The sequence below is a fragment of the Algoriphagus limi genome, from assembly GCF_024919275.1.
In the GTDB taxonomy this organism is placed as follows: Bacteria; Bacteroidota; Bacteroidia; order Cytophagales; family Cyclobacteriaceae; genus Algoriphagus; species Algoriphagus limi.
The window spans coordinates 423162-445695 of the sequence record NZ_JANWGH010000002.1; the positions used below are offsets into that span (position 1 = coordinate 423162).

25 protein-coding genes are annotated in these 22534 nt (G+C 40.6%); 11 read left to right on the plus strand and 14 right to left on the minus strand.

The genetic code is table 11. The features are described 5' to 3' along the window. Positions 1-93 precede the first annotated feature (93 nt). Both NY014_RS10155 and NY014_RS10160 read right to left on the minus strand, forming a co-directional pair. Positions 94-1485, minus strand: coding sequence for a DUF4270 family protein (locus NY014_RS10155; protein WP_259414478.1), 1392 nt, complete (start codon positions 1483-1485; stop codon positions 94-96). Further along, on the minus strand, positions 1412-2224 hold the full coding sequence (locus NY014_RS10160) for a glycogen/starch synthase (RefSeq protein ID WP_259414479.1): 813 nt from the start codon (positions 2222-2224) through the stop codon (positions 1412-1414). The genes NY014_RS10155 and NY014_RS10160 overlap by 74 nt, the downstream gene beginning before the upstream one ends. A gap of 125 nt (positions 2225-2349) precedes the next feature. On the opposite strand from NY014_RS10160, the gene panC reads away from it, so the two are divergent. From panC to NY014_RS10190, 6 genes are all read left to right on the plus strand, one after another. Then, positions 2350-3198, plus strand: a complete 849-nt coding sequence (gene panC / locus NY014_RS10165; protein ID WP_259414480.1) for a pantoate--beta-alanine ligase — start codon at positions 2350-2352, stop codon at positions 3196-3198. A 25-nt stretch (positions 3199-3223) separates the two neighbouring features. Further along, a complete protein-coding gene (gene panD / locus NY014_RS10170; protein ID WP_259414481.1) occupies positions 3224-3571 on the plus strand; it encodes an aspartate 1-decarboxylase in 348 nt (115 codons plus the stop codon). Continuing rightward, positions 3571-4575 (plus strand): lysylphosphatidylglycerol synthase transmembrane domain-containing protein, encoded by a 1005-nt coding sequence (locus tag NY014_RS10175; RefSeq protein WP_259414482.1) that lies wholly within the window; start codon positions 3571-3573, stop codon positions 4573-4575. The genes panD and NY014_RS10175 overlap by 1 nt, the downstream gene beginning before the upstream one ends. Positions 4576-4607: 32 nt before the next feature. Next, positions 4608-5294 (plus strand): zinc metallopeptidase, encoded by a 687-nt coding sequence (locus tag NY014_RS10180; RefSeq protein ID WP_259414483.1) that lies wholly within the window; start codon positions 4608-4610, stop codon positions 5292-5294. A gap of 96 nt (positions 5295-5390) precedes the next feature. Beyond that, on the plus strand, positions 5391-6530 hold the full coding sequence (locus NY014_RS10185) for an acyl-CoA dehydrogenase (RefSeq protein ID WP_259414484.1): 1140 nt from the start codon (positions 5391-5393) through the stop codon (positions 6528-6530). Positions 6531-6670: 140 nt separating this feature from the next. After that, entirely contained in the window at positions 6671-7597 is a 927-nt protein-coding gene (locus NY014_RS10190) for an AraC family transcriptional regulator (protein WP_259414485.1), read from the plus strand. On the opposite strand, the gene NY014_RS10195 is transcribed toward NY014_RS10190, so the two are convergent. From NY014_RS10195 to NY014_RS10210, 4 genes are all read right to left on the minus strand, one after another. Continuing rightward, a complete protein-coding gene (locus tag NY014_RS10195; RefSeq protein WP_259414486.1) occupies positions 7583-8362 on the minus strand; it encodes a geranylgeranylglyceryl/heptaprenylglyceryl phosphate synthase in 780 nt (259 codons plus the stop codon). The two genes, NY014_RS10190 and NY014_RS10195, sit on opposite strands and share 15 nt — an antisense overlap. Further along, positions 8334-8714 (minus strand): hypothetical protein, encoded by a 381-nt coding sequence (locus NY014_RS10200; protein WP_135072436.1) that lies wholly within the window; start codon positions 8712-8714, stop codon positions 8334-8336. The genes NY014_RS10195 and NY014_RS10200 overlap by 29 nt, the downstream gene beginning before the upstream one ends. Further along, positions 8695-9063, minus strand: coding sequence for a phage holin family protein (locus NY014_RS10205; RefSeq protein ID WP_135072434.1), 369 nt, complete (start codon positions 9061-9063; stop codon positions 8695-8697). The genes NY014_RS10200 and NY014_RS10205 overlap by 20 nt, the downstream gene beginning before the upstream one ends. A 62-nt stretch (positions 9064-9125) precedes the next feature. Beyond that, entirely contained in the window at positions 9126-9725 is a 600-nt protein-coding gene (locus NY014_RS10210; RefSeq protein ID WP_259414487.1) for a YkgJ family cysteine cluster protein, read from the minus strand. A gap of 173 nt (positions 9726-9898) precedes the next feature. Here NY014_RS10210 and NY014_RS10215 point away from each other — a divergent pair, with 173 nt between their 5' ends. From NY014_RS10215 to guaB, 3 genes are all read left to right on the plus strand, one after another. After that, positions 9899-10621 carry an LOG family protein gene (locus NY014_RS10215; protein ID WP_135072430.1) on the plus strand — a complete coding sequence of 241 codons (723 nt, stop codon included), beginning with the start codon at positions 9899-9901 and terminating at the stop codon, positions 10619-10621. Beyond that, positions 10621-11559 (plus strand): lytic transglycosylase domain-containing protein, encoded by a 939-nt coding sequence (locus NY014_RS10220; RefSeq protein ID WP_259414488.1) that lies wholly within the window; start codon positions 10621-10623, stop codon positions 11557-11559. The genes NY014_RS10215 and NY014_RS10220 overlap by 1 nt, the downstream gene beginning before the upstream one ends. Before the next feature lie 170 nt (positions 11560-11729). Next, a complete protein-coding gene (gene guaB, locus NY014_RS10225) occupies positions 11730-13208 on the plus strand; it encodes an IMP dehydrogenase (protein WP_259414489.1) in 1479 nt (492 codons plus the stop codon). A 43-nt stretch (positions 13209-13251) separates the two neighbouring features. Here guaB and NY014_RS10230 read toward each other — a convergent pair whose 3' ends face one another. Then, positions 13252-13728, minus strand: coding sequence for a GNAT family N-acetyltransferase (locus NY014_RS10230; RefSeq protein WP_259414490.1), 477 nt, complete (start codon positions 13726-13728; stop codon positions 13252-13254). A gap of 62 nt (positions 13729-13790) precedes the next feature. Between NY014_RS10230 and NY014_RS10235 the strand changes: the two genes are divergently transcribed. Then, positions 13791-14564 carry a type III pantothenate kinase gene (locus NY014_RS10235; RefSeq protein WP_259414491.1) on the plus strand — a complete coding sequence of 258 codons (774 nt, stop codon included), beginning with the start codon at positions 13791-13793 and terminating at the stop codon, positions 14562-14564. Between the two features lie 2 nt (positions 14565-14566). Here the strand turns inward: NY014_RS10235 and NY014_RS10240 are convergent, their stop codons facing one another. Next, entirely contained in the window at positions 14567-15232 is a 666-nt protein-coding gene (locus NY014_RS10240) for a peptidoglycan DD-metalloendopeptidase family protein (protein WP_259414492.1), read from the minus strand. A gap of 97 nt (positions 15233-15329) precedes the next feature. Here NY014_RS10240 and NY014_RS10245 point away from each other — a divergent pair, with 97 nt between their 5' ends. After that, the gene (locus NY014_RS10245; protein ID WP_259414493.1) at positions 15330-16283 is read left to right on the plus strand and encodes a pyridoxal-phosphate dependent enzyme; all 954 of its coding nucleotides are present in this window, start codon (positions 15330-15332) and stop codon (positions 16281-16283) included. A gap of 5 nt (positions 16284-16288) precedes the next feature. Here NY014_RS10245 and NY014_RS10250 read toward each other — a convergent pair whose 3' ends face one another. From NY014_RS10250 to ccsA, 6 genes are all read right to left on the minus strand, one after another. Then, positions 16289-17344, minus strand: a complete 1056-nt coding sequence (locus NY014_RS10250) for an oxidoreductase (RefSeq protein ID WP_259414494.1) — start codon at positions 17342-17344, stop codon at positions 16289-16291. Beyond that, entirely contained in the window at positions 17341-17967 is a 627-nt protein-coding gene (locus NY014_RS10255; protein WP_259414495.1) for a response regulator, read from the minus strand. Before NY014_RS10255 ends, NY014_RS10250 begins: the two co-directional genes overlap by 4 nt. Positions 17968-18003: 36 nt before the next feature. After that, the gene (locus NY014_RS10260) at positions 18004-18762 is read right to left on the minus strand and encodes a sensor histidine kinase (RefSeq protein WP_354003174.1); all 759 of its coding nucleotides are present in this window, start codon (positions 18760-18762) and stop codon (positions 18004-18006) included. Next, positions 18759-19511: a hypothetical protein gene (locus NY014_RS10265; RefSeq protein WP_259414496.1), complete on the minus strand. Its 753-nt coding sequence runs from the start codon at positions 19509-19511 to the stop codon at positions 18759-18761. Before NY014_RS10265 ends, NY014_RS10260 begins: the two co-directional genes overlap by 4 nt. A 12-nt stretch (positions 19512-19523) precedes the next feature. After that, positions 19524-19892: a molecular chaperone DnaK gene (locus tag NY014_RS10270; protein WP_259414497.1), complete on the minus strand. Its 369-nt coding sequence runs from the start codon at positions 19890-19892 to the stop codon at positions 19524-19526. A gap of 120 nt (positions 19893-20012) precedes the next feature. Then, the gene (gene ccsA / locus NY014_RS10275; RefSeq protein WP_259414498.1) at positions 20013-22532 is read right to left on the minus strand and encodes a cytochrome c biogenesis protein CcsA; all 2520 of its coding nucleotides are present in this window, start codon (positions 22530-22532) and stop codon (positions 20013-20015) included. Between the last annotated feature and the right edge of the window lie 2 nt (positions 22533-22534).

A 22534-nucleotide genomic window follows, 5' to 3' on the forward strand; every position in this document is an offset into this window, starting at 1 on the left:
CTTGCACAAAGAAACAGCTTTCATGCCAAAAAAAAGAATCCACTTCAGTAAAATTTAGAAGTGGATTCAGAATACTTTTTCGAAATCGATTGTTTAGCGGATTTTCGAGTAGATCACCTTGACTTTTAATCGGTTATTCTGAACCTTAAACTGCCTCAAAGAACGCTTAAAATCATCTCCTGTAGTCTCAGAGGAATTTCCATACAGTAACCAATCTTTTCTGGTAACATCTCCTCTAAAGATTCCATTCAAATACGAAGTAATTCCCACTACATAAGTTCCTTGACCAGAATTATATGTACCAATAGCAGGAGCAATCACGGCAGGAATGGTTTGTTCATTTTCATCGATGGTATTTTGAGGCTGACCATCACGCTGAATAGTCAATGGCTGACCATCTGCACGGGTCAAAATCTCATTACTGTCATCCGTAAAATAGGACACGAAGAAAGCGGGAGGATTTTGACCTTCGGGTACAGTTTCTATTTCGCCAATTTCCAATTGGACCTGCTTGAAAATCACTCCAGATAAGGTATCTAAAAACTCATCAATTGGAGAACTATCAATCTTAATAGTCATTCCAAGATTAGCTTTCATTCCAACCAAATTTCCTGTTTGATAAGCCTTTTGTTTTTCTACCACAACCTCAGTTGGCGTCCCAGTTCGATCACTTTTGACCCCATTGAAGCTTCGGGAAGAAGCTGTATTGATTTCAAATGATGAAGCTACTGTATCTCCTGGATAATGGAAATAGGTTAAAATAGATGTTTGAGAACCCAAATTCACACCAATAGTGGTGTTATCACCCTCTCTTGCCTTAATAGCAACACCTGGGAGATATTCTCTAAAAGTGAAAATATTATTGAATTCCGTACCTCGCTTTAACTTTCCAAAAAGCTCCTCGGAAAACTCAGGAATCACCGGCATCAAAACCGTGGTATCCTTGGTTTCTCCAAATTCTATTTCTGAACTGGCGATTGGATTTTCCTCATACGCAAGTTCATTGAAATTATAATAAAGCGTATCAAGGATGCTCTCAGTCAGACGATGGACACTATAAACCTTTGGTTCATCCAAATCTTGCCCATTCACAGAGACGATATCCACAGAGAAAAACATGGAGTCCAGAATAGCCTCTGCCTTAGGACGCTCATCTGTCACTTCAAAAAACATTCGAGTGTAGCCCGTACTGGAAGTTTTTCCGAAATACGGGTCTTCCTCATTCCCTACTACCAACAAGCTTTGGTTGGTGGTATTGAATGAGTCCAACAATACGACTTCCGCAGGAAGTTCGAATTCGGTGAAGAAAACTCCCACTTGGTTGTTTCCTGGAGCCAATTCGATCCCTACGGAAGACGGGTCAGAACAAGAATTAAAGAAAATGGTGAATACAATGGCAAGAGCTGTCCACTTAGCCTGCCAAATTGGTGTAGATATCGTAGAGCTCTTCGTGAGCTTGTTCCTCTTCTTCAATGCTGATTTCAAACTTCTTGTCTTTAGAGAAATCCTCAATTAGTTGGTTTAATTCATCGGAGACTTCGCCGCCTTTCACTACTAAATCGGCATATTCCATACCCATACGGATAAAGCCTTCGAAGTCTTTGCTTTCCAAAGGTGCTAAAATCGTGTCATCAATGTCCACCATCTTAACCTTGTTTAACAAATCATCGCCAAAGGTATGAGAAAATCCATTGTTGTAGATAGCAAAAACGGATTTTGTGTTCTTGAAGAGAGGTTCGTTCTTATAGGTGGTCTTCAAATACATCGGGATCAATGAAGTCATCCAGTCATTGCAGTGTACAATGTCCGGAGCCCATCCCAATTTTTTGACTGTTTCGATCACTCCCTTACAGAAGAATATGGCCCGCTCGTCATTATCCTCGTAGAATTTCTCCTGCTTGTCGTGGAATACACTCTTACGCTGGAAGTAATCCTCATTGTCGATGAAATAAACCTGCAATTTTGCCTGCGGGATAGATGCTACTTTAATGACTAGGGGTTTTTCTTCCTCACCCACGGCAATATTAATCCCTGAAAGTCTCACAACTTCATGAAGGCGATTCTTGCGCTCATTGATGAGGCCAAACCGTGGCACCAAAATACGGATCTCCATACCACGCTCTTGCATGGCTTGAGGGAGTGTTCGTAAGAATTGGGCTACTTCTGAAGTTTGGAGGAAGGGGTTGATTTCACTGGCAACGTAGAGGATACGTAATTTGGACATATTAATTGTTTTTTAAGTAAAGTGATAAACAACGGCACAAAGATAATAAAAAAAGCCCAAAAAGCCTTGTTTTTCTGAATATTAATCTAGTTTTGCGGCAATTTCCCCAAACTATTTCCCGACCTGTGCAGGTATTTAATACTCCAGCCGAATGGGCAGCCATCAGGCTCCAATTTCAATCCAAGAATCCTTCAATTGGTCTTGTCCCAACTATGGGAGCACTCCATGAAGGCCACCTTGGTTTAGTTACTCAATGTATCAAGAAATCAGGCGTTTCCGTCGTTTCTATTTTCGTAAACCCTACTCAATTCAATAATCCAGAAGACTTCGAAAAGTATCCAAATAGTCTTCAGGAAGACTTAGATTTATTGGAAAAAGCAGGAGTTGATTATGTCTTTGTTCCAGAGGTGAAAACCATGTATCCTCAGGAAACAAATTTGAAGATTGACTTTGGATCGCTAGAACGGGTTTTGGAAGGGGCATTCCGACCTGGTCACTTCAATGGAGTTGGAATTATTGTTTCCAAACTTTTCCACATGATCCAACCTGACTTGGCATTTTTTGGACAAAAGGACCTTCAGCAAGTTGCCATTATAAAAAGAATGGTAAACGATCTATCTTTTCCTATCCAACTAGAGATTGTCTCCACTCGAAGAGAGACGGACGGCTTGGCGCTATCCTCACGAAATAGAAGATTGAGTCCAAGCGAGAGAGAAAAAGCCCTAATCCTTTACCAATCCATGGTTTTGGCAAAGAAGGAACTATTGGAAGGAAAAAGCTGGTTTGAGGTACAACAAACCATCCAGCGAGAATTTGAGAAAACCGAAGGAGTAGATTTAGAGTATTTTGAATTAGTCGAAACAGACCAATTCGAACTATTCACCGACTTCGATCCCCAAAAAAAGAACTCCATCTGTGTGGCCGCCTATGTGGGAGAAGTCAGATTAATCGACAACCTTCCCGTAATTTCTTAAGTTTGCGGGCTGAATTACTAAACCAATGCATATTCAAGTCATGAAGTCCAAAATCCACCGGGTGAAAGTCACTCAGGCGGAACTTCATTATGTGGGATCCATTACCGTTGATGAAGATTTGATGGACGCAGCCAATATTATTGAAAACGAAAAGGTCCAAATCGTGAACATTAATAATGGAGAGCGATTGGAAACTTATGTCATTAAAGGAGAACGTGGAAGCGGGCAAATATGTCTCAATGGCCCAGCGGCCAGAAAAGTAGCAGTTGGCGATATTGTTATTATCATTTCCTATGCAGGAATGGATTTTGAAGAGGCGAAGAAACACAAACCCGTGGTGATTTTTCCAGACGACCATAACCGGCTTATCTAATGCTCCATCCCCGAATCAAACAGACTATTCAGGTATTGCTGTCCTTAGGGTTGGCTATCTGGATATTTTGGTTTCTTTATCGGGATATAGAAATCGATACGCTCTGGAGTCAGGTTCGAAGCAGTAATTGGCTCTGGATTGGATTTTCCTTGGCAATCTCCCTTTTTGGTTTTTGGTTGAGGGGCTGGCGCTGGACCCTTTTGATGGATTCAAAAGAAGGAAAACCCGTAAGCAACGGAGACGCATATCACGCCGTGATGGTAGGCTACTTAGCAAATCTATTGGTTCCGCGAGCGGGAGAAGTGGCGCGCTGTGGTATTCTAAGCCGAACAAACGGAATTTCTATCGGACATTTATTAGGAACAGTAATTCTTGAACGATCCATTGACTTGGTTTTTCTTGTAGGCACGATAGTATTGGCTTTTCTGGTAGAAAGTCAACTCTTCATTAGCCTAGCTAATCAATTGGTCAATTTGGACCTGCTTCTCCAAAAAGCCACCCAAAACCTTCCCATTATTCTAGGTGGACTGGGAGTCTTGGTACTATTCCTATACATTCTATTAAGAAAATTCAGACAACACAGCCTGATTTTAAAAGCACAGCATTTTCTCAGGGAAATTTATTCAGGAATAAAAGGAATAGCACGGCTTGGAAATCCTTGGGGCTTTTGGATCAGTTCTGTGGTGATTTGGGTGATTTACTTTTTAACCATGTTTGCTGTATCCAAAGGGATTGCAAGTACTGCCAATTTGTCCAGTGGTGAAGTGCTCCTAGTCATGGTAATGGGCAGTATTGGCATGGTTGCCCCGGTCCAAGGGGGTATTGGCACCTTCCATGCTTTGGTGGCCTTTATTTTGATACAATTAGGAATAGCTGAGCAGGATGGAAAAATCTTTGCAGCCATTATCCATGGAACCCAGCTGGTGTTGATATTAATAGCCGGACTGGTTTCTTGGATCTATATGATGCAAAAACCTGCTTGGAATAAACCCGTAAGGGAGTAAATTCGTAACCAATCCAGAAATTTAAAACGACTATGATAATACTGATTGTTGTTGTATTTGCGATCCTCGGATTCGTGGTGAGCACCAGATTAAAAAGCAAATTCAAGCGCTATTCTCAGACTGCCTTGCAGGCAAATCTCTCTGGTGCTGAAATAGCCAAATTGATGTTGGCGGATCATAATATTCATGATGTACAAGTAGTATCTGTAGAAGGCCAGTTGACAGACCACTACAATCCCATGAATAAGACGGTCAACTTAAGTCCAGATGTATATTATGGAAGAAATGCTGCTGCTGCTGCCGTAGCAGCTCACGAATGTGGCCATGCCGTACAGCATGCCACTAGCTATGCTTGGCTCAATTTCCGATCAGCAATGGTCCCTATTCAAAATATCTCCGGAAAAATTTTGAATGTAGTATTAATCGCTTCGCTTTTCGGTGGCTATGCATTAGGACTTCCTTATCAGTGGATAGGCTTTATTATAGTGGGCTCATATGGGGTAATGACCTTATTTACTCTGGTTACCCTGCCTGTAGAATTCGACGCATCTAACCGCGCTTTGGCCTGGGTCAAAAATCGAAACATCGTGACCGCTCAGGAATATGACATGTCTAAAGATGCGCTGAAATGGGCTGCCATGACTTATGTAGTAGCGGCACTAGCTTCCTTGGCGACTTTGGCTTACTATATTTTTATTTTCTTTGGCAACCGAGATTGATTCAAATCAAAATTATATTCGGAAAGGGGCAACATTTTGCCCCTTTTCTTTTTTTAATATAAATTCCAATCCAAAATAAACCCGAATAAAACACAGATGAATTTTCAACTTACTGAAGAGCATTTGGCTGTACGAGATGCAGCCCGTGAGTTTACTCAAAGTGAACTTCTTCCCGGTGTCATAGAACGAGATTCAGAAGCCCGATTCCCAAAGGAACAAATCCAAAAGATGGGAGAATTAGGGTTCATGGGAATGATGGTTGACCCAAAATATAATGGAGGAGGAATGGATACCATCTCCTATGTTTTGGCAATGGAAGAAATTTCAAAAATCGATGCCTCCGCTTCAGTTTCCATGTCAGTCAATAATTCATTGGTTTGCTGGGGACTCGAAAAATACGGAACAGAGGAGCAAAAAGAGAAATACCTTAAAAAACTAGCAACAGGAGAAATTCTGGGAGCCTTTTGCTTATCCGAACCAGAAGCAGGATCTGATGCTACCTCTCAGCGAACTGAAGCAAAATTAGAAGGGGATCATTATGTATTGAATGGTACCAAAAACTGGATTACTAACGGTTCTTCTGCCAGTGTCTATTTGGTAATTGCCCAGACAGATGCTAGTAAAGGTCATAAAGGAATCTCTGTTTTTATAGTTGAAAAGGGCTGGGATGGATTCATTATTGGAAAGAAGGAAGACAAACTTGGAATCCGAGGAAGTGATACCCACTCTTTGATGTTCAACGACGTCAAAGTTCCAGTAGAAAACAGAATCGGGGCCGAAGGGTTTGGATTCACTTTCGCAATGGAAACTCTTAATGGAGGAAGAATAGGGATTGCTGCCCAAGCTTTAGGAATTGCTGCTGGAGCATATGAGCTTGCACTTGCATATTCTAAAGAAAGAAAAGCTTTTGGTAAGCCAATCAGTCAGCATCAAGCTATTCAGTTTAAGTTGGCAGATATGGCTACTCAAATCGAAGCGGCTCGACTCCTAGTCTATAAAGCTGCTTGGTTAAAAGATCAAGGAGAAGACTATGCCCACGCTTCAGCTATGGCAAAATTGTATGCTTCTGAGGTAGCAATGAATGTAACCGTAGAAGCTGTCCAAGTGCATGGAGGATACGGATACGTGAAAGAATATCATGTGGAGCGACTGATGCGAGATGCTAAAATCACTCAGATTTACGAAGGAACATCGGAAATTCAAAAAATAGTTATATCCAGAGGCATTCTCCGATAAACCGATTATCACCTAAATCAGAGGCGCAATTCAAAAAATTGCGCCTTTTTTAATTTATTTTCACTTTTAACATGGATTTTTATAAAATCTTAGTTAGAAAAATGCTATTTTTGTGACTCAGAATATATTGAAAAAAAATAATGGAATATTACAATAAGGTTATTGAATCAGTAAATATTCGCTTTTTAAGAGGTTTCAATTATAAGGTTGAAAAACCCGTATTCATTCCTGATCACAAGGAATTTGATAATATGCTGATTTTGCTCCATCATGGTACTCTAAAATTTGGAGACGAACAAGAACTAGTCAATGAAGGGGAAGTTCTCTTTTTGCCCGGTGAAAAGAAGACACCTTTGACCATTGGTGGCGGGAACAAGAGAGCTGAAGTTCCCATGGAGCACTTTATTGAAAACAAGCGGAAATACCTTCAAAGCATTAGCTTTAAGGACATCCGAAATTCCGAAGAAGACTGCATTTCAGTCGTAAGCTTTGAATCCAAGGTCTTCGATGTAGTCAATTTCTTCAACAGTCTTGATATCCCGGCCTTCATCATTCGATTCAATGATCGAATTGCTATTCTGATAGAGGACATCATGAAGGAAATGGAACAGAGTAGTGTCGGAAAAGAGCGAATTCTTCGAGCTCTAACCGAGGCCTTGGTGATCGAAGTTTTAAGACATATTCTGAAAAACCGTCTCTTTGTAGAAGAACTTTCTACTAACGTAACTTACTTCAAAGATCCACGTCTTATCGAATTGTTCAAGTACATCAAGACTAATTTGGGAGGGGATTTATCCAATAAAGTCCTTGCCAAAGTAGCCAATGTATCTGAAGACTATGTGGGTCAATACTTCAAAATGTTGACAGGAATTAATCCTCAAGATTATATCGAATATCAGCGAATGGAAGCAGCGGTAGATTTACTACGAACTACCAAAAAATCCATCCGGGATATTGGAAAAGAGGTTGGCTACAAGGATACTGCTTATTTCTGCCGCCGATTCAAAATGATGTATGGGGTACCGGCAGGGAAAATGCGAAGAAGAGAATCACTAATTAACGTGTAATTCTTCGTTATAAAATTTCTTAAAGTTCAGGACCTCGGTTAAAAAACCGGGGTCTTTTTCTATCTGATTACCGATGACAACCACATCGGCTCCTGCTTCAAAGCATTGATGGATTTTTTGAAGTTTATTGAGACCCCCACCGACGATCAAGGGGAGTTGAAGTTCGGAAGAAACAGCCCGAATAACTGCTGGAGCAACCGTGGATGATGAACCACTTCCCGCATCCAAATAGCAATAGTTCATTCCTAGAAACTTACCAGCTAATGCCGTATCCAGAATCAAGTCTAATTCTTCATTTGATATTGGTAGTGTTTCTGATTTACGATGCACGCTACAAATTTCTCCATCATTGACTAAAAGGTAGGCAGTAGGTAAAACTTCTAACCCCGAGTTTTGGGTAGCTCGGGATGCACGGACTTGTTGGGAAATCAAATACTCGGGGTTTCTTCCTGAAATTAAACTCATAAAAAGAATCGCATCAGCCTCAGGACAAACTTGCTGATAAGAACCTGGAAATAGTACTACGGGGATTGAGCTTGTTCTTTCTTTAATAAATTGGATCAATTCTCCCAAATCAGATGATTCATCTTGACTCCCTCCTACCAAAATCAGGTCTAATTCCAGCCCATGAAGGTTTGCCCAGAAAACATCAGAAATGGAATTAGGATTAAATTTCCCCGGATCAATCAGCCAAGCAACACCTTTTTTTTTATTTTCAAAAAGCTGTTGAATAGCATTACTCACCTTTCTCTGCTGCTTCGGCATCTTCAGGTGCTATCAATTTTTTTAATAATTTTTCTTGAGCCAATGCAAAACCTACCAACAACAATCGCTGTCCTAGACTAGGCCAAAAAGTAGACTTCTGTGGTTTGCTGAGTTTTTCTTTTATTTCTTCATCCAGCAATCCTTCCCTTTCTAAAACCTCCAAAGCTTTAGCTGTTTTTCGGTTTTTTTTTCGTTTGGTCATTTTGACGATGGAATATGCCAATAAGCCTCCTGCAAGCACAGCACCTCCGACTTTGAGCCAGTCCTCGGAATCCTTCTTTAGCAAATCCAATTGTTTTTGAAGGGTTTGCTCCAATTCCTCTGCCTGATTTTCAAGCTCCTTCTTCGCCATCTTCTTCTTTTTTGCTATTGTCAAAAATAAAATTGCTCATTCCACCCTGAATTTCCTTTCGAATAGAAGGTGAATACCGAAGCCAATAAAGGCCAACTACCAGTAATAGATAGAACAATCCTACCAAAAGGAAGCCTGAATAGGTCGACTCAAATACACTACTCAAGAAAAAGGCCAATGCAAGGCTAAAAAATAACAGGACCAGCAACATCAATCCACCGATAATTACTAAGAGAAGCACCCGTGTGACCACACCCATTACTTGATCTTGGATTTCTTCCTTGATCAAATTTATTCGTGTCTCAACGAGTTTGCGGATTGTTTGGCTGATTTCAGAAATATTCACCATATGAAAAGCGAAAAAGATGATTTCAATGCTCTAATATACTCCAATTGCAAAGAGCAAAAAAATCAGAGTTCCTCTGCCGATTCAGATTCTTCATAGAATTTATACTGCAGGACCATTTCAATGGCAATTCTTATCGCTTGATTGATCGGGTAAGTTTGGCTCAAATGATTATCTATATCATGAAGCCGGCCGTAAAATGAAGCTGCCAAGGGAATTTCCAAATCCTCCTGAATTGCCTGCGTAGCTCGATGGTATTGATCCGCTTTATTTTCCTTCAAGACTTTACAGATAATTAACTCTTTGAGACCATGTTTATTTCGGCGGGCAGCACTGGCAAAAAGTCTACAAATCAATCCCCGTGAGGAATGATTTCCACAGAATCCCTTAGACCCATCTTCATTTGTAGGTCTATAGAGCAAGCAAAATCCATTTTCTCCCAATGAATCCAAAAGCCGGATGCTGGCTTCAACGGCTCCATTTTCATAAAGCTCAAAAGCCAAAGGGAGAAATTCCAAAGGACTCGCCGGAATGGAAGGATTGGCGCAGCATTTCCCACAACCAACCACACAACCCAAATCAGCCCTCTCGGCAAAAGCCCTACTCTCAATTTCAAGGTCCTGGAATAATTCCAAAACAGCTTGAGACTTTTCGCTCAGTTTCAAGATTTCAATAATTAGCCTTCAAAATTACCACCAAAACAAGCTTGTTGATACCAGCTCCTGCAAAAATTTTCTACCTTCACAGTACATTCCATGATCGTTTTTAGAAAAATTTAATTCGAGTTTCATCGACATTTTGTCACTCGATTCGTTTTGAATGAAAATACTATTAGAATATGACCAATCAAGAGATTAAGAAACAGGAAGAAAAAATCAGAAGAGCATTTAAAGAAAGAGATTGGAGTGAGATAAAAAGTGCAGACTCATGGGCAATTTTTAAAGTGATGTCTGAGTTTGTGGAAGGCTTTGAAAAGCTTGCAAAAATCGGCCCCTGCGTCTCAATTTTTGGTTCGGCCCGAACCCCTAGAAATCACAAACATTACCAAATGGCGGAAGAAATTGCCGCTAAACTTGTCCGCCATGGCTACGGGGTTATTACTGGTGGTGGCCCAGGTATAATGGAGGCGGGTAATAAAGGAGCCCATTCCGAAGGAGGAAAATCAGTGGGTTTGAATATTGTGCTTCCATTTGAGCAATTCAATAACATCTACATCGATCGTGATAAACTTTTGACTTTCGATTACTTCTTTGTCCGAAAGGTCATGTTTGTGAAATACTCCCAAGGTTTTGTGGTTTTGCCGGGAGGTTTTGGAACGATGGACGAATTCTTCGAAGCATTAACTCTCATCCAAACCAATAAAATTGGTCGGTTCCCAATCGTATTAGTTGGAAAAGATTATTGGGAAGGATTGGTCGATTGGATCAAAGAAACCCTTCTGGCCAACAAATATGTCAGCCCTGAGGATATGGATTTGTTTTGTGTCGTAGAAAATGCAACTGAAGCAGTTCAAGTCATCGATGACTTTTACAGTAAATATCTTCTCAGTCCAAACTTCTAATGAATCGCTTTCACCTCAATGCGCTCTATGGATTGATTGCTATTTGTATGGCAATGCTTGGTTATTTGCTTTGGAAGCAATCTTTTCCATCGACTCCAACTGACTCAGGTTTTCCAATTTCCTCGCAGGGTTTTTCTCCAATTCCTTTGGACTCAGTGAGGATTTTTCCAATTCCCGAAAGTCTGACTTTCGCAGGAGAACCTGTACCTCTTGATCATCAGGATATCCTGGAGCGATTGGAGCGGGAAATCTATGTGAATGCGTATTGGCAATCCAATATGATTCTTTTAATGAAGCGATCAGGAAAATATTTGGATGAAATCACAAGGATTCTGAAAGAGGAAGGAATTCCTGAAGATTTTAAATACTTGGCAATTGCAGAATCCGGCTTGATGAATGTCACTTCTCCTGCCGGTGCCAAGGGCTTTTGGCAATTTATGCAAGGCACAGCCAAAGATTATGGACTGGAAGTCAATCGGAATATCGATGAGCGCTATGACTGGAAAAAATCCACCCTTGCAGCTACTAAGTATTTGAAAGAAGCTCACGATAAATTTGGTAACTGGACTTCTGTTGCCGCTAGTTATAATATGGGGCAAACAGGTTTTTCGAAACGACAAAAGGAACAACTCGAAGAGGATTATTATCACTTACTCCTTAATGATGAGACTAGTCGTTACATGTTCCGAATATTAGCTTTTAAAGTCATTTTTGAAAACCCAAAAACCTTCGGCTTTAATCTCCGGGAGAAAGATTATTACCAAGATCCTCCACTTCAGGCGATTGAGGTTAATGAAGACATTTCCAATCTAGCGGAATGGGCAAAATCTAAAGGTTACACTTACAAGGAATTAAAAATCTACAACCCTTGGCTTCGGGAAAGAAACTTGAATGTCAGAAGAGGGAAAACCTACCAAATTCTTTTGCCTGAGAGATAGATTGAATACACCAATTAAAAAGACAAATCTTCCTCTCCGGCGAATATTATTCTATTATTCAGGGAGTTTTTGGTCAAATTCCAATTATTTTTCTTGATGGCTTGCTTTAGCCTGAGAAATTGTTTGTACATTTGGCGGGCAAATAGGGTTACCTCAAACCGATATTTGCTATGAATCTAAATTCTGATAAGTTCCTCTTCGAAGCACTCACCTACGACGACGTGCTTCTTGTTCCGGGTTACTCCGAAGTACTGCCCCGCGAAACCAACACCTCCACCCAGCTTACCAAAAAAATTCGCTTAAACATCCCTCTTGTATCCGCTGCTATGGATACCGTCACAGAGGCTGAACTTGCGATTGCTATTGCTTTGGAAGGTGGTCTTGGTTTTATCCACAAAAACATGTCCATTGAGAAGCAAGCTGCCCAAGTTAGAAAGGTGAAGCGTTCTCAGGCGGGGATGATTTTGGATCCAATCACGCTACATATCGATGCCAAAGTCAAGGATGCTGAGGCAATTATGCGTGAATATCACATTGGTGGAATTCCAGTAGTGGATGAAAACAGAGTCCTAAAAGGAATTATCACTAACCGAGATCTTCGATTTATCAAGGATCATAACCTTCCAATTAAGTCAATCATGACGAAAGAAAACCTCATTACTGCAAAGTCAGGGGTTTCTTTGGAACAGGCAGAGGAAATTCTTCAGGAATATAAAATCGAAAAACTTCCTATTGTAGACGAAGATGACAAGCTCACGGGCTTGATCACCTACAAGGATATTCTGAAAAGAAAGGATAAGCCAAACGCTTGTAAAGATGAATACGGGCGTCTACGAGTAGGAGCTGCAGTTGGGGTAACTGCTGATATTGTTGATCGGGTTGAGGCTTTGGTACAAGCCGGGGTAGATGTCGTTTCAATTGATACAGCGCACGGTCATTCCCGAGGAGTAATCGATACTTGTAAAAAAATTAAGGGAGCCTTCCCGGATTTGGAAGTCATTGTAGGAAATATTGCTACTCCAGAAGCTGCGATTGCACTTGCTGAAGCAGGTGCTGATGCGGTGAAAGTGGGTGTCGGTCCTGGCTCTATCTGTACTACTCGGGTAATTGCCGGAGTAGGCGTTCCTCAGCTTTCTGCAGTTTTTGAATGCGCAGAAGCCCTAAAGACTAGAAATGTACCGGTAATTGCAGACGGTGGTATCCGATATTCTGGTGATTTGGTTAAAGCCATCGCCGCTGGCGCAAGTTCCATTATGATCGGTTCTCTCCTTGCAGGTACAGAAGAAGCTCCTGGAGAAATGATCATTTTCGAAGGAAGAAAATTCAAAACTTACCGTGGTATGGGTTCTCTTGAAGCCATGGAATCAGGCTCCAAAGACCGATACTTCCAAGATGCTGAAGACAATATCAAAAAGCTTGTTCCAGAAGGCATTGTGGGAAGAGTGCCTTATAAAGGCCTCGTAGCTGAGGTCCTCTATCAATTAGTTGGTGGTCTTCAGGCAGGTATGGGCTATTGCGGTACCAAAACAGTGGAAGATCTCCAAAGGAATGGTCGGTTTGTAAAAATAACCGCAGCCGGTGTGAAAGAATCTCACCCACATGATGTTAGTGTAACTCGAGAAGCTCCTAACTATAGTTTGAAAGGATAAGAATCATAAAAAAACCCAACGGAAATCGTTGGGTTTTTTATTTTCATTTCAGCAAAGCTTTTATTTCATAATCCTGCAAATGGGCATTCAACCATCCTGCTTCTAAGTCTGCCCCATATTTTTTATAAAAGTTAATTGCTGGCTCATTCCAGTCCAGGACTTGCCACATCATACCAGTACAGCCCTCTTCTAGAGACTTCGCCATCACTCGTTCAAACAATAATTTTCCAGCTCCATTTCCGCGCTCGGATTCTGTTACCACAATATCTTCCAGATACATTCGCTTTCCCTTCCAAGTGCTATATCGGTAATAGTAGATAGCAATTCCGATAATTTCTCCCGTCTCATCTTTCTCACAAACATAAAGTCCGTAAACCGGATTGGGACCGAACCCATCCTTTTCCATTAATTCCAAGGTATTGGTCACTTGCTCAGGTGCCTTTTCATAAAGAGCCAACTCCTTGATCAACTCAAGGACTCGGGGTAAATCTTCAATTTTTCCTTCTCGGACAGTGTACATATTCGTTGAGGATTTAAATTTTCATTAAGGAAAGCCTAAATTAGACAAAACCTCCAAATAGCATGTTTCTAGCCATCGATGCAGGCAATTCTAATGTAGTTTTTGCACTTTTTGACGAAAAAACTCAAAAATGGACTAACCAATTCCGATTGGAAACCAAGACTGAGCGCCTAATTTCACAATTGAGTAAAAAGGTTCCTTTATATTTTTTGGAGCATGATATCCATCCAAAGGATATCGAACTAATTGGATTTAGTTCTGTGGTTCCGGAAATCCAAGACACCATTCAGCAGTTTTGTGAAAATTTCTTCGGAAAAAAGGCCTATGTGATTTCTGCAAAAAGCTACAAGAAGCTTCCAGTTGTAGCTCGTCGTCCCAATGAAATCGGAACAGACCTGATGTGCAATGTCATGGCTGCATGGGAAAAATTCCATCAGCCTTTCATCGTGGTTGATTTTGGGACTGCACTTACCTTCACGGTGGTTGATGAAAAAGGGCAGGTATTGGGAGTGAACATTGTTCCTGGCCTTCAAACGGCTATCAAAGCCTTGTTTATGAATACTTCTAAGTTACCGGAAGTTTCGCTTGAATTTCCAAAATCAGCCATAGGCCAAGATACCATTCATGCAATTCAGGCAGGTATCCTACATGGATATACAGGTTTAGTGAAAGGCATGCTTCAAACCATCCGTGATGAAAAACCACTTCCTTTTAAAATTATTGCCACAGGAGGTCTTTCTGCAATTTTGACCACACTTAGGGATGAATTCGAAGAAATAGACCGCTATCTGACTTTAGATGGAATCCGATTGATCACTCAAATCAATCAGGCTTAGTTCTATGAAGGAAACCTTAAAATCAAATTAGGGTCGGGACAATTAGCCGCATAATGCTCTTTTTCTCGTTGAGAACAAACGCCTGGGTAATCTCCCCAATTTCCTTCCATATCCCACATTAATTGAAAATGCAAGTGAGGAGGCCAATCTCCATTCTCTGGGAAAGGACCGACATGTGCTATTGGATCCCCCTTTTTTACTTCCTTTCCAACTGAATATTCCTTCAAATCTTCTTGGGCTAAGTGACCATAGAGGCTATATAGCTTTTTCTCCCCGAGATCATGCTCCAAAATCAACGTAGCTCCATAATTTCCAAAGCCAGCATTATCCTGAAAGCTATGGATTTTCCCAACCAAAGGAGCATATACAGGAGTCCAAGCCTTACACCAAATATCAATTCCTAAATGGATATTTCGGAAATCTGATTGTTCCGTAGCAAAAACTTCAGAACGCTGATAAATGGCTCTGTTTTCCAAATATCCTCCGATCCCAAAAACCTTTTCTTCCTGCTCCAACTGGGAAAAAACAAAACGATCAAATACCTCAGTATTAGCCAAATCAACATTTTGTAATGCCTGATTTTGAGCGCTAAAGTCCATGGGCAGCGTGTTTTCAGTGGTTAAAGCCTGTCCCATCACAGGAAATATCGCTAGTGAATTCCAATCCATACCCGAAGAAAACTATTTGATTGAATCCAAAAAAAGAGATTGGGAAAATTCTTGGGGAAAGAATCGATTTTGATCCATGATTTTTTAATTTTCGTTTATGAAAGACATGACACTTCCTACCCTAAACGATATCAAATTCGCGCTCATCCGGATCAAATCTTTTATCCACCGAACGCCAATTTTAACCTCTTCCGCAATTAATGAAATTGCCGGTTGTGAGATCTATTTCAAATGCGAGAATTTTCAAAAGGTAGGAGCCTTCAAAGCCCGAGGAGCAGCCAATGCCGTCATGAAACTTTCCGATGAGGAACGGGCCAAGGGAGTGGCCACTCACAGTAGTGGAAACCATGCTGCAGCTTTAGCCCGAGCGGCACAGGTTGTCGGTATCCCTGCCTATATCGTCATGCCTTCCAATGCTCCCGAAATCAAGAAAAAGGCGGTTCGAGGATATGGCGGAGAAATCATCGAGTGCGAACCCAATTTGATGGCGAGGGAAACGACCTTGGAAAAAGTAGTGAAAGAAACCGGTGCTACCTTTATCCCACCCTATGACTACATGGACGTCGTAGAAGGACAGGCCACCTGCGCTTTGGAATTTTTGGATGATCAGCCTGACCTAGAATGTCTAATTGCTCCTGTTGGTGGTGGTGGTCTATTGGGGGGAACAGCACTTTTGGCACATTACTGGGATCCGGAAGTAAAAGTTTATGGAGCTGAACCCAAAGGTGCAGATGATGCCTATCGTTCTTTGAAAGCCGGAAGGATTATCCCCCAAACAAATCCTCAGACAATCGCGGATGGTTTATTGACCTCATTGGGTGAGATAAATTTTGAAATCATCAACCGCTATGTGAAAGATATTTTGCTAGCAACTGATCCCCAAATTATTGAGGCCATGCGGCTCATTTATGAGCGAATGAAAATCGTCATCGAACCTTCCTGTGCTGTTCCATTAGCAGGCTTATTAGCAAATAAAGAGCAATTCAAAGGGAAAAAAGTAGGAATTATTCTTTCTGGAGGAAATGTAGATTTGGGTAAATTGCCTTTTTAGGAAAATTACCAGCCCCCTTCTGCACGAAGAACCTTCTTTCCTTCTTTGGAACTTTTAAAAGCCGCTTCGATAAGTTTGAGAACCCCAATTGTTTGCGAAAGAGTAACACTGAGCGCTTTACCTTGGAGAATTGCATCAGCTACATTTTGATAAAATATCCGATAGTCTCCCGGCAAAGTTGGGAAAGACTTAGTCTCATTTTCTAAATAAAGCTTTCCCCAACTTTCCTTGGGCTCAACTCCCCAATCCGCGCCTTCAGGTCTGATGCCTGCTTTAAACGCTGCCTCCTGAACATCCAAACCATATTTCTGGTAAGATCCTTTTTCACCTAAAAGCAAAAACTTCGGCGTAGGAGCATTGACCAAAACTCCAGCTGTTACTCTGGATTTTTTGTGCCCGTAATACAAAACGATGTCAAAATGATCGTCGGCTACAGCTCCATCCCTTTGCCTCTGAATATCGGCCTGTATAGCAAAAGGAAGCCCAAAAAGCAACACCACCTGATCGATCAAGTGAGATCCTAAATCATAGGTAATTCCATTTCCAGGAACATCTTTTTCTCTCCAATTCTCCGAAACATTGGGTCGAAATCGATCAAAATGGGATTCTAAATAGACTATTCTACCCAAGATATCTTCAGAAATCAATTGCTGAACAGTCTTGAAATCCCCATCAAATCGGCGGTTATGAAATACCGTACAAACCAGGCCTTTTTGGTCAGCTAATTTTTCTAACTCCTCTGCTTGCCAAGAATAAATAGTGACAGGCTTATCAACAACCACATGTTTTCCTGCCTCTAAAGCCCGCTTGGCCATGGGAAAATGAAATTCATTGGGAGTAGTAATGACCACAAGGTCAACATCCCCTTGCTCCAACAAGGAATCGAAACTTCGAAAAGTCTGAACTTGTGGATATTTTTCTTCACATCGGTTAGAATGACGCTCAACTACAGCCACCAAATCCAAATCTGGACAAACATCAATCAATGGAGCATGCATTTTTTCAGCAACAGAGCCATAACCAACTAGAGCTACCCGAAGTGGTGAAGAAAGGTTTTTCATAGGTTCATTTCGTAGGCCTTATTGACCAATTCTACCCGGGATTTGATTCCCAGTTTAGTAAAAATATTCTTCCGATGGCTTTCGATAGTACCAATACTAAGAACTAGCTCTTCTGCAATTTCTCTGGATGTTTTTCCCTCTTTGATCAATTTGATAATCTGAACTTCCCTACGGGAAAGCTTAAATTTCTCTCGAAAAGAATCAAAAAATGCATTGGGCCTAGCCTGCTCAATAATTCGGTCGAAATTAATCAAATGCCTTCCTTCGTGTACCTCATGAATGGTAAAAACCAATTCATCCGGATCAGCATCTTTGAGAATAAAGCCATCTGCACCTCTATCCACGCATTCTTTAAATATTTTCTCCTCATCGTACATGGAAAGGACAATCACTTTTGCGGGAATGCCTGATTCTTTGATTTTTTCCAGGACACCAAAACCATCCATTTCAGGCATATTCAAGTCTGTCAATACCACATCAACGGAATTTTCTTGAAGGAAATCCATTAATTCGAGACCGTTCTTAAAAAGCCCAAGGATTTCGAAGTCTTCTTCCTCTTCTAATAATCCCTCTATGCCTTTGGCGAATAAAGTATGGTCATCTGCGATAGCAATCCGAATCATAGTAAAAACGGGTGAAATCTAAATTAGTAGGAAAACTTAGATTGGCAAAGAAAGAATTATGTCAGTGCCCTGTCCCGGGGATGAAGTGATTTGGAAATTTCCACCAATGGTTTCCATACGCTTTCTGAGATTCGTCATTCCACTTCCTTGTGATGATAGAGATGTATCGAAGCCTATTCCATCATCGCTGATCCGTATAGCTCTTTCCCCTTCCTGCTTTTCCATTAGGATTTTAATCAAATTAGGTGAAGCGTGTTTAATGGCATTATTGAGACATTCTTGAATTACACGAATTAACACCAGTTTCTGATCCTTATCCAATTCCCAATTTTCATCTTCCCTATTAAATACCACTTCACAAAACCCCGTCGACTTGATTTTATCAAGTTGCTGTGATATAAACTCTTCAAGTGAAATAGACTCGACCCAATCCAGGTTTAATGTTTTAGAAAGTCCTCGTACCTCCGTAATTATCTGATTGATTAATTGCCTACCTTCTGCCTGTTTTTCAGGTTTGGAAGAGGCCAAATAGAGCTTTGAAAGCGAGAGCAATTGCCCAATATTATCATGCAATTCCCTACCTATATGCTTTAGCGTATCCTGCTGGATTTCATTCTCAATATTCAAAATCGTCTTCTCATATTCAGCTTTGATCTGATCCATTTTCTGTTTGTTATGAACCTGTCGCTGTCTATGTAGGATAACCATAGACACCACAAAAGTTGCCATGAGAGCAGCCAAAAAAGCCCCCGAAAAAAGAATAAAAATGATTTGATTACCTTCTTCCTCCATCATGTATGTACTGTTCGAGAAATGAAATTTTTACCGGTAAATATCAAAAAAGTGAAGACACTCAATAATATCACATAGAGCACCCTTGAAACCAAATTGAACATGTAGTAAACCCGGGTATTTTCAAATGTTAGATATTCAATTGCCACATCTGCCATAAAAACAATCACAGAATGAAACATGATGATGGTGATATACCAAAAAGGCAAATAAGCCAGTGGATTAATTTCTATAAAATATTCTTCAGTAATCAAATCCATAAAAAACAATCCACTTGCTATAATCAATATGGTATTACCTAGAAAATAAAGAATGGGCTGCTGAATACCATGTATGGGATAAGTTTTGGAGAAATAAGGGTAAATACAATAGAGCAAAAATACGATTCCTAAAATCAATACTATTTTTTTGCTCAGTGCCTTTTTTAGATTAATCCCAATCAACAAAAGCAATCCCAATTTAGAAACCTGATAGTAGAAAATATTATAGACCCAAGCATTCCATCCCAAAAAAGGTTCATCAGTAAGCAGTCGATGAAATATCTCATTTATGGGTTTATTAACTACCATGAAGGTGGCCATAACCTCATAGAAGTTCACCAACATTACCAGTAAAAAAGGTACTAGAATATAATGATCTCTTCTTTTTTTCTTATCCAATAAGAGGAAAAATAAAAGAGATAAAAAGCCACATATTGCCACCATGTGGAAATAATAGTTATCCTCAATTCTGGCTAGGAATTTTTCAATCACAAGATGCTTGATTTATTCACACTTGGGAGGACAGAAATCTCCTCGATTGTAATATTCTTCTTCCTCATCATCCACTTTCTCATTAGCTGAATTGCATGGAGACATCACGATACCAAGCCTCCCAATATAATCCTCTGGGTTTTCTGGGTATAATTTTCGAGCTACTTCTTCTGTGTATTCGGTAAAGTAAAATTTTATTCCACCTTTTTTTGGATCCTGATCTGCTTTACTCAAAACTTCCTCAATTGTCTCCCTATCAAAAAATATCCAATTGGTCTGGTTATCCACATCCCGCTGTGGACCACGAGCAGGCTTCCCTTTTCGGATTTCCTGATCGTATTTCTTTTGCATTTGCTCAAAATCTTTCTTGGTGATTTTCATGGTAAAAAGGTTTAAACGTTGTTAGTGAAAAGATTAACAAAGTCCTGAAGATAGGCTTTTTCAGGACTTCAAAAAATAAAAAAGGGGCCTAAGCCCCCTTAAATTCATTTATGAAAATCGTTATTCCATTCCTTTGTCTCGCATTTTTTTGAATTCATCAAATCGTCGATAAATCGCTACTGTGAATCCTATCAAGGTAATTATCGAACCCAACCACAAAACATTGATATATGGCTTGACAATCGCCTTCATAACCACGTAATCTTTTTGATAGCGATTGACTTTAAACACGAACTTATTTTGCTCAGGAAGGATATTGTCAAGAGTCACCCGGATTCCCAATTCATTATCTACCACAGGAATCTTCCCAACTTGATTATTTCGAATAATAAAAGTCGGTTGCAGGGTCTTTTCTACATCGTAATCCAAAATCCGCAAATTGGCTCTGACTGCCACATCCCCTTCTTGAAGCACATAATCTTCAACCTGATTCAAAACCTCAGCTCCATCAAAATAGGTCACGAAATCTGCGATATGAAACTGCTCTCCAGGAGTAACCTCATAGAACTCATCCTCTTTCCACTCAGGATCTGAGTAATCATTCATCGCTGCCACATAGGTGTAGAGATCCTTGTCGAGATAAATTTTAGAATCCGGTGATGAGATCAGTCCTCCCATTCCTTCATTAAACTGAGACATTGGAGCCAAAGAGAATTTCAACGTCTCATTTTGGAAGTAATCGATTTTGAAATAATCATTCTCCTCCAAAACCAATTCGACGACTTCCCCTTTTTTGAAATAATCTTTGAAGCCTTCTAAGGCGATTGCTTCATTGACATTCCCTGTAGACTCAAGAATTTTTGCGGGAACATACTCGGGAACGCCTACCACTTTCTTTTGTCTTCCACGATAGATGACCGTGTAATCCTTCATTTGGGTTGGCTTATTGATCCAAAGAAGCACATGCTCCTTATTCAATTCATCTTCCCAAGAATTGCTATAGGTCAAGCCTGACATATTGATAGAAATGGTCTCAGAATAGCCAGAGCTAAACATGATACCAATCAATATCATCCCCAATCCAATATGAGCTAATGATCCTCCTGCAAGTTTAAAGGTAGATCTTTTCAAAAGTCGAGAAAGGATAACTGAGTTGGCGACAATAGTAAAGGTTCCTGCAATTACAATGATCATGTATCGCCAGTCATATACCTTAGCCATCACAATAATCAAAGCAGCAATTACCACCGAAATGATATATGGAGTCAAAAGGGCATCTTTCAATGCTTTTTTATCCATCTTTTGCCACCAGAAAAATTGACCTACAGCAGTCAATAATGCCAAAGCAATACCGAACCAAAGTTGAAACTTGGTGTAAAATTCCATTTGGTCAGCAGGAGGTGCAAGATTGCTGATTCCGCCAAAGCTTTCCACCAAGGAATTCCATGCAGGAATTGAGGTTGGAAGGATCACTTGGAATCCCATTAGTCCCAAGGTTGTAGCTCCAATGAAAATCCAAAATTCGCGGGAATAAACAGAAGCTTCTCGTTCGGATGTAGGAATATGCTTCCAAGATCGAATGGTAAAAAACAAAGCCACTGCCATGAAAAACAGCATGTAAATCAATAGCTGTCCGGAAAGCCCCAAATCTGTAAAGGAGTGAACAGATGCGTCTCCTAACACTCCAGACCTTACCAAGAAAGTGGCATAGAGCACCAAAATAAATGACAGAATAACCAAGACCATGGAAGTCTTCAGTGCTGTACTACTTTTCTTAAAGGTGATCATGGTATGCACTGCAGCCACCAAAATTAGCCAAGGCACATAAACGGCATTTTCCACCGGATCCCAGTTCCAATACCCTCCAAAATTCAAGGTCACATAAGCCCAGTAAGCTCCCATCAAAATCCCCATTCCCAATACCATAGCTGAGAAAATTGCCCAAGGCAAAGAAGGACGAATCCATTCGGAATAGCGCTTCATAGCCAAGCCTCCAATTAAAAACGCAAAAGGAACCAAAGTGGAAGCATATCCCAAGAACAATGTAGGAGGGTGGATTACCATCCAAATATTCTGCAATAGCGGATTCAGTCCTGTGCCATCCTCTGGCACAAAGTCAGGGTTGATTTGAAAAACAGGGGCTTGGGTAGCATCACGCAAGAGAATGAATGGAGAACTTCCAATTTTCAAATCTCCAACCACAACCCCAAGAATCATGGAAACCAAAAATGCCTGCACTAGGGCAAACACAATCATTACTGGTGCTTCCCAAAGTTTATTAGTATGGATTAAAATCAAGCCCAGTACCACATTCCAAAAAATCCAAAGTATAAACGCTCCTTCCTGCCCTTCCCAGAAACTGGAAATCATGTAATGAACGGGAAGCGCCTGACTAGAATGTGAATAGGCGTAGAAATATTCGAATCGATGATTGTAAATAATCTCAAAGAGCGAAAAAGCAATCAAGGTACTGGAGAGAGCATGAATGTAGAAGGAGATTCTACTGAATCGCTGCCAACTTTTCTTTTCCAGCTCATTTGCCTTAAAATACTGATAATAGGCAAAGGCCGTCACCAATGCACTCACAAAGGCCACTATCGTCATCAAATGGCCAAAATTCCCGATAAAGGTATTGATCATGG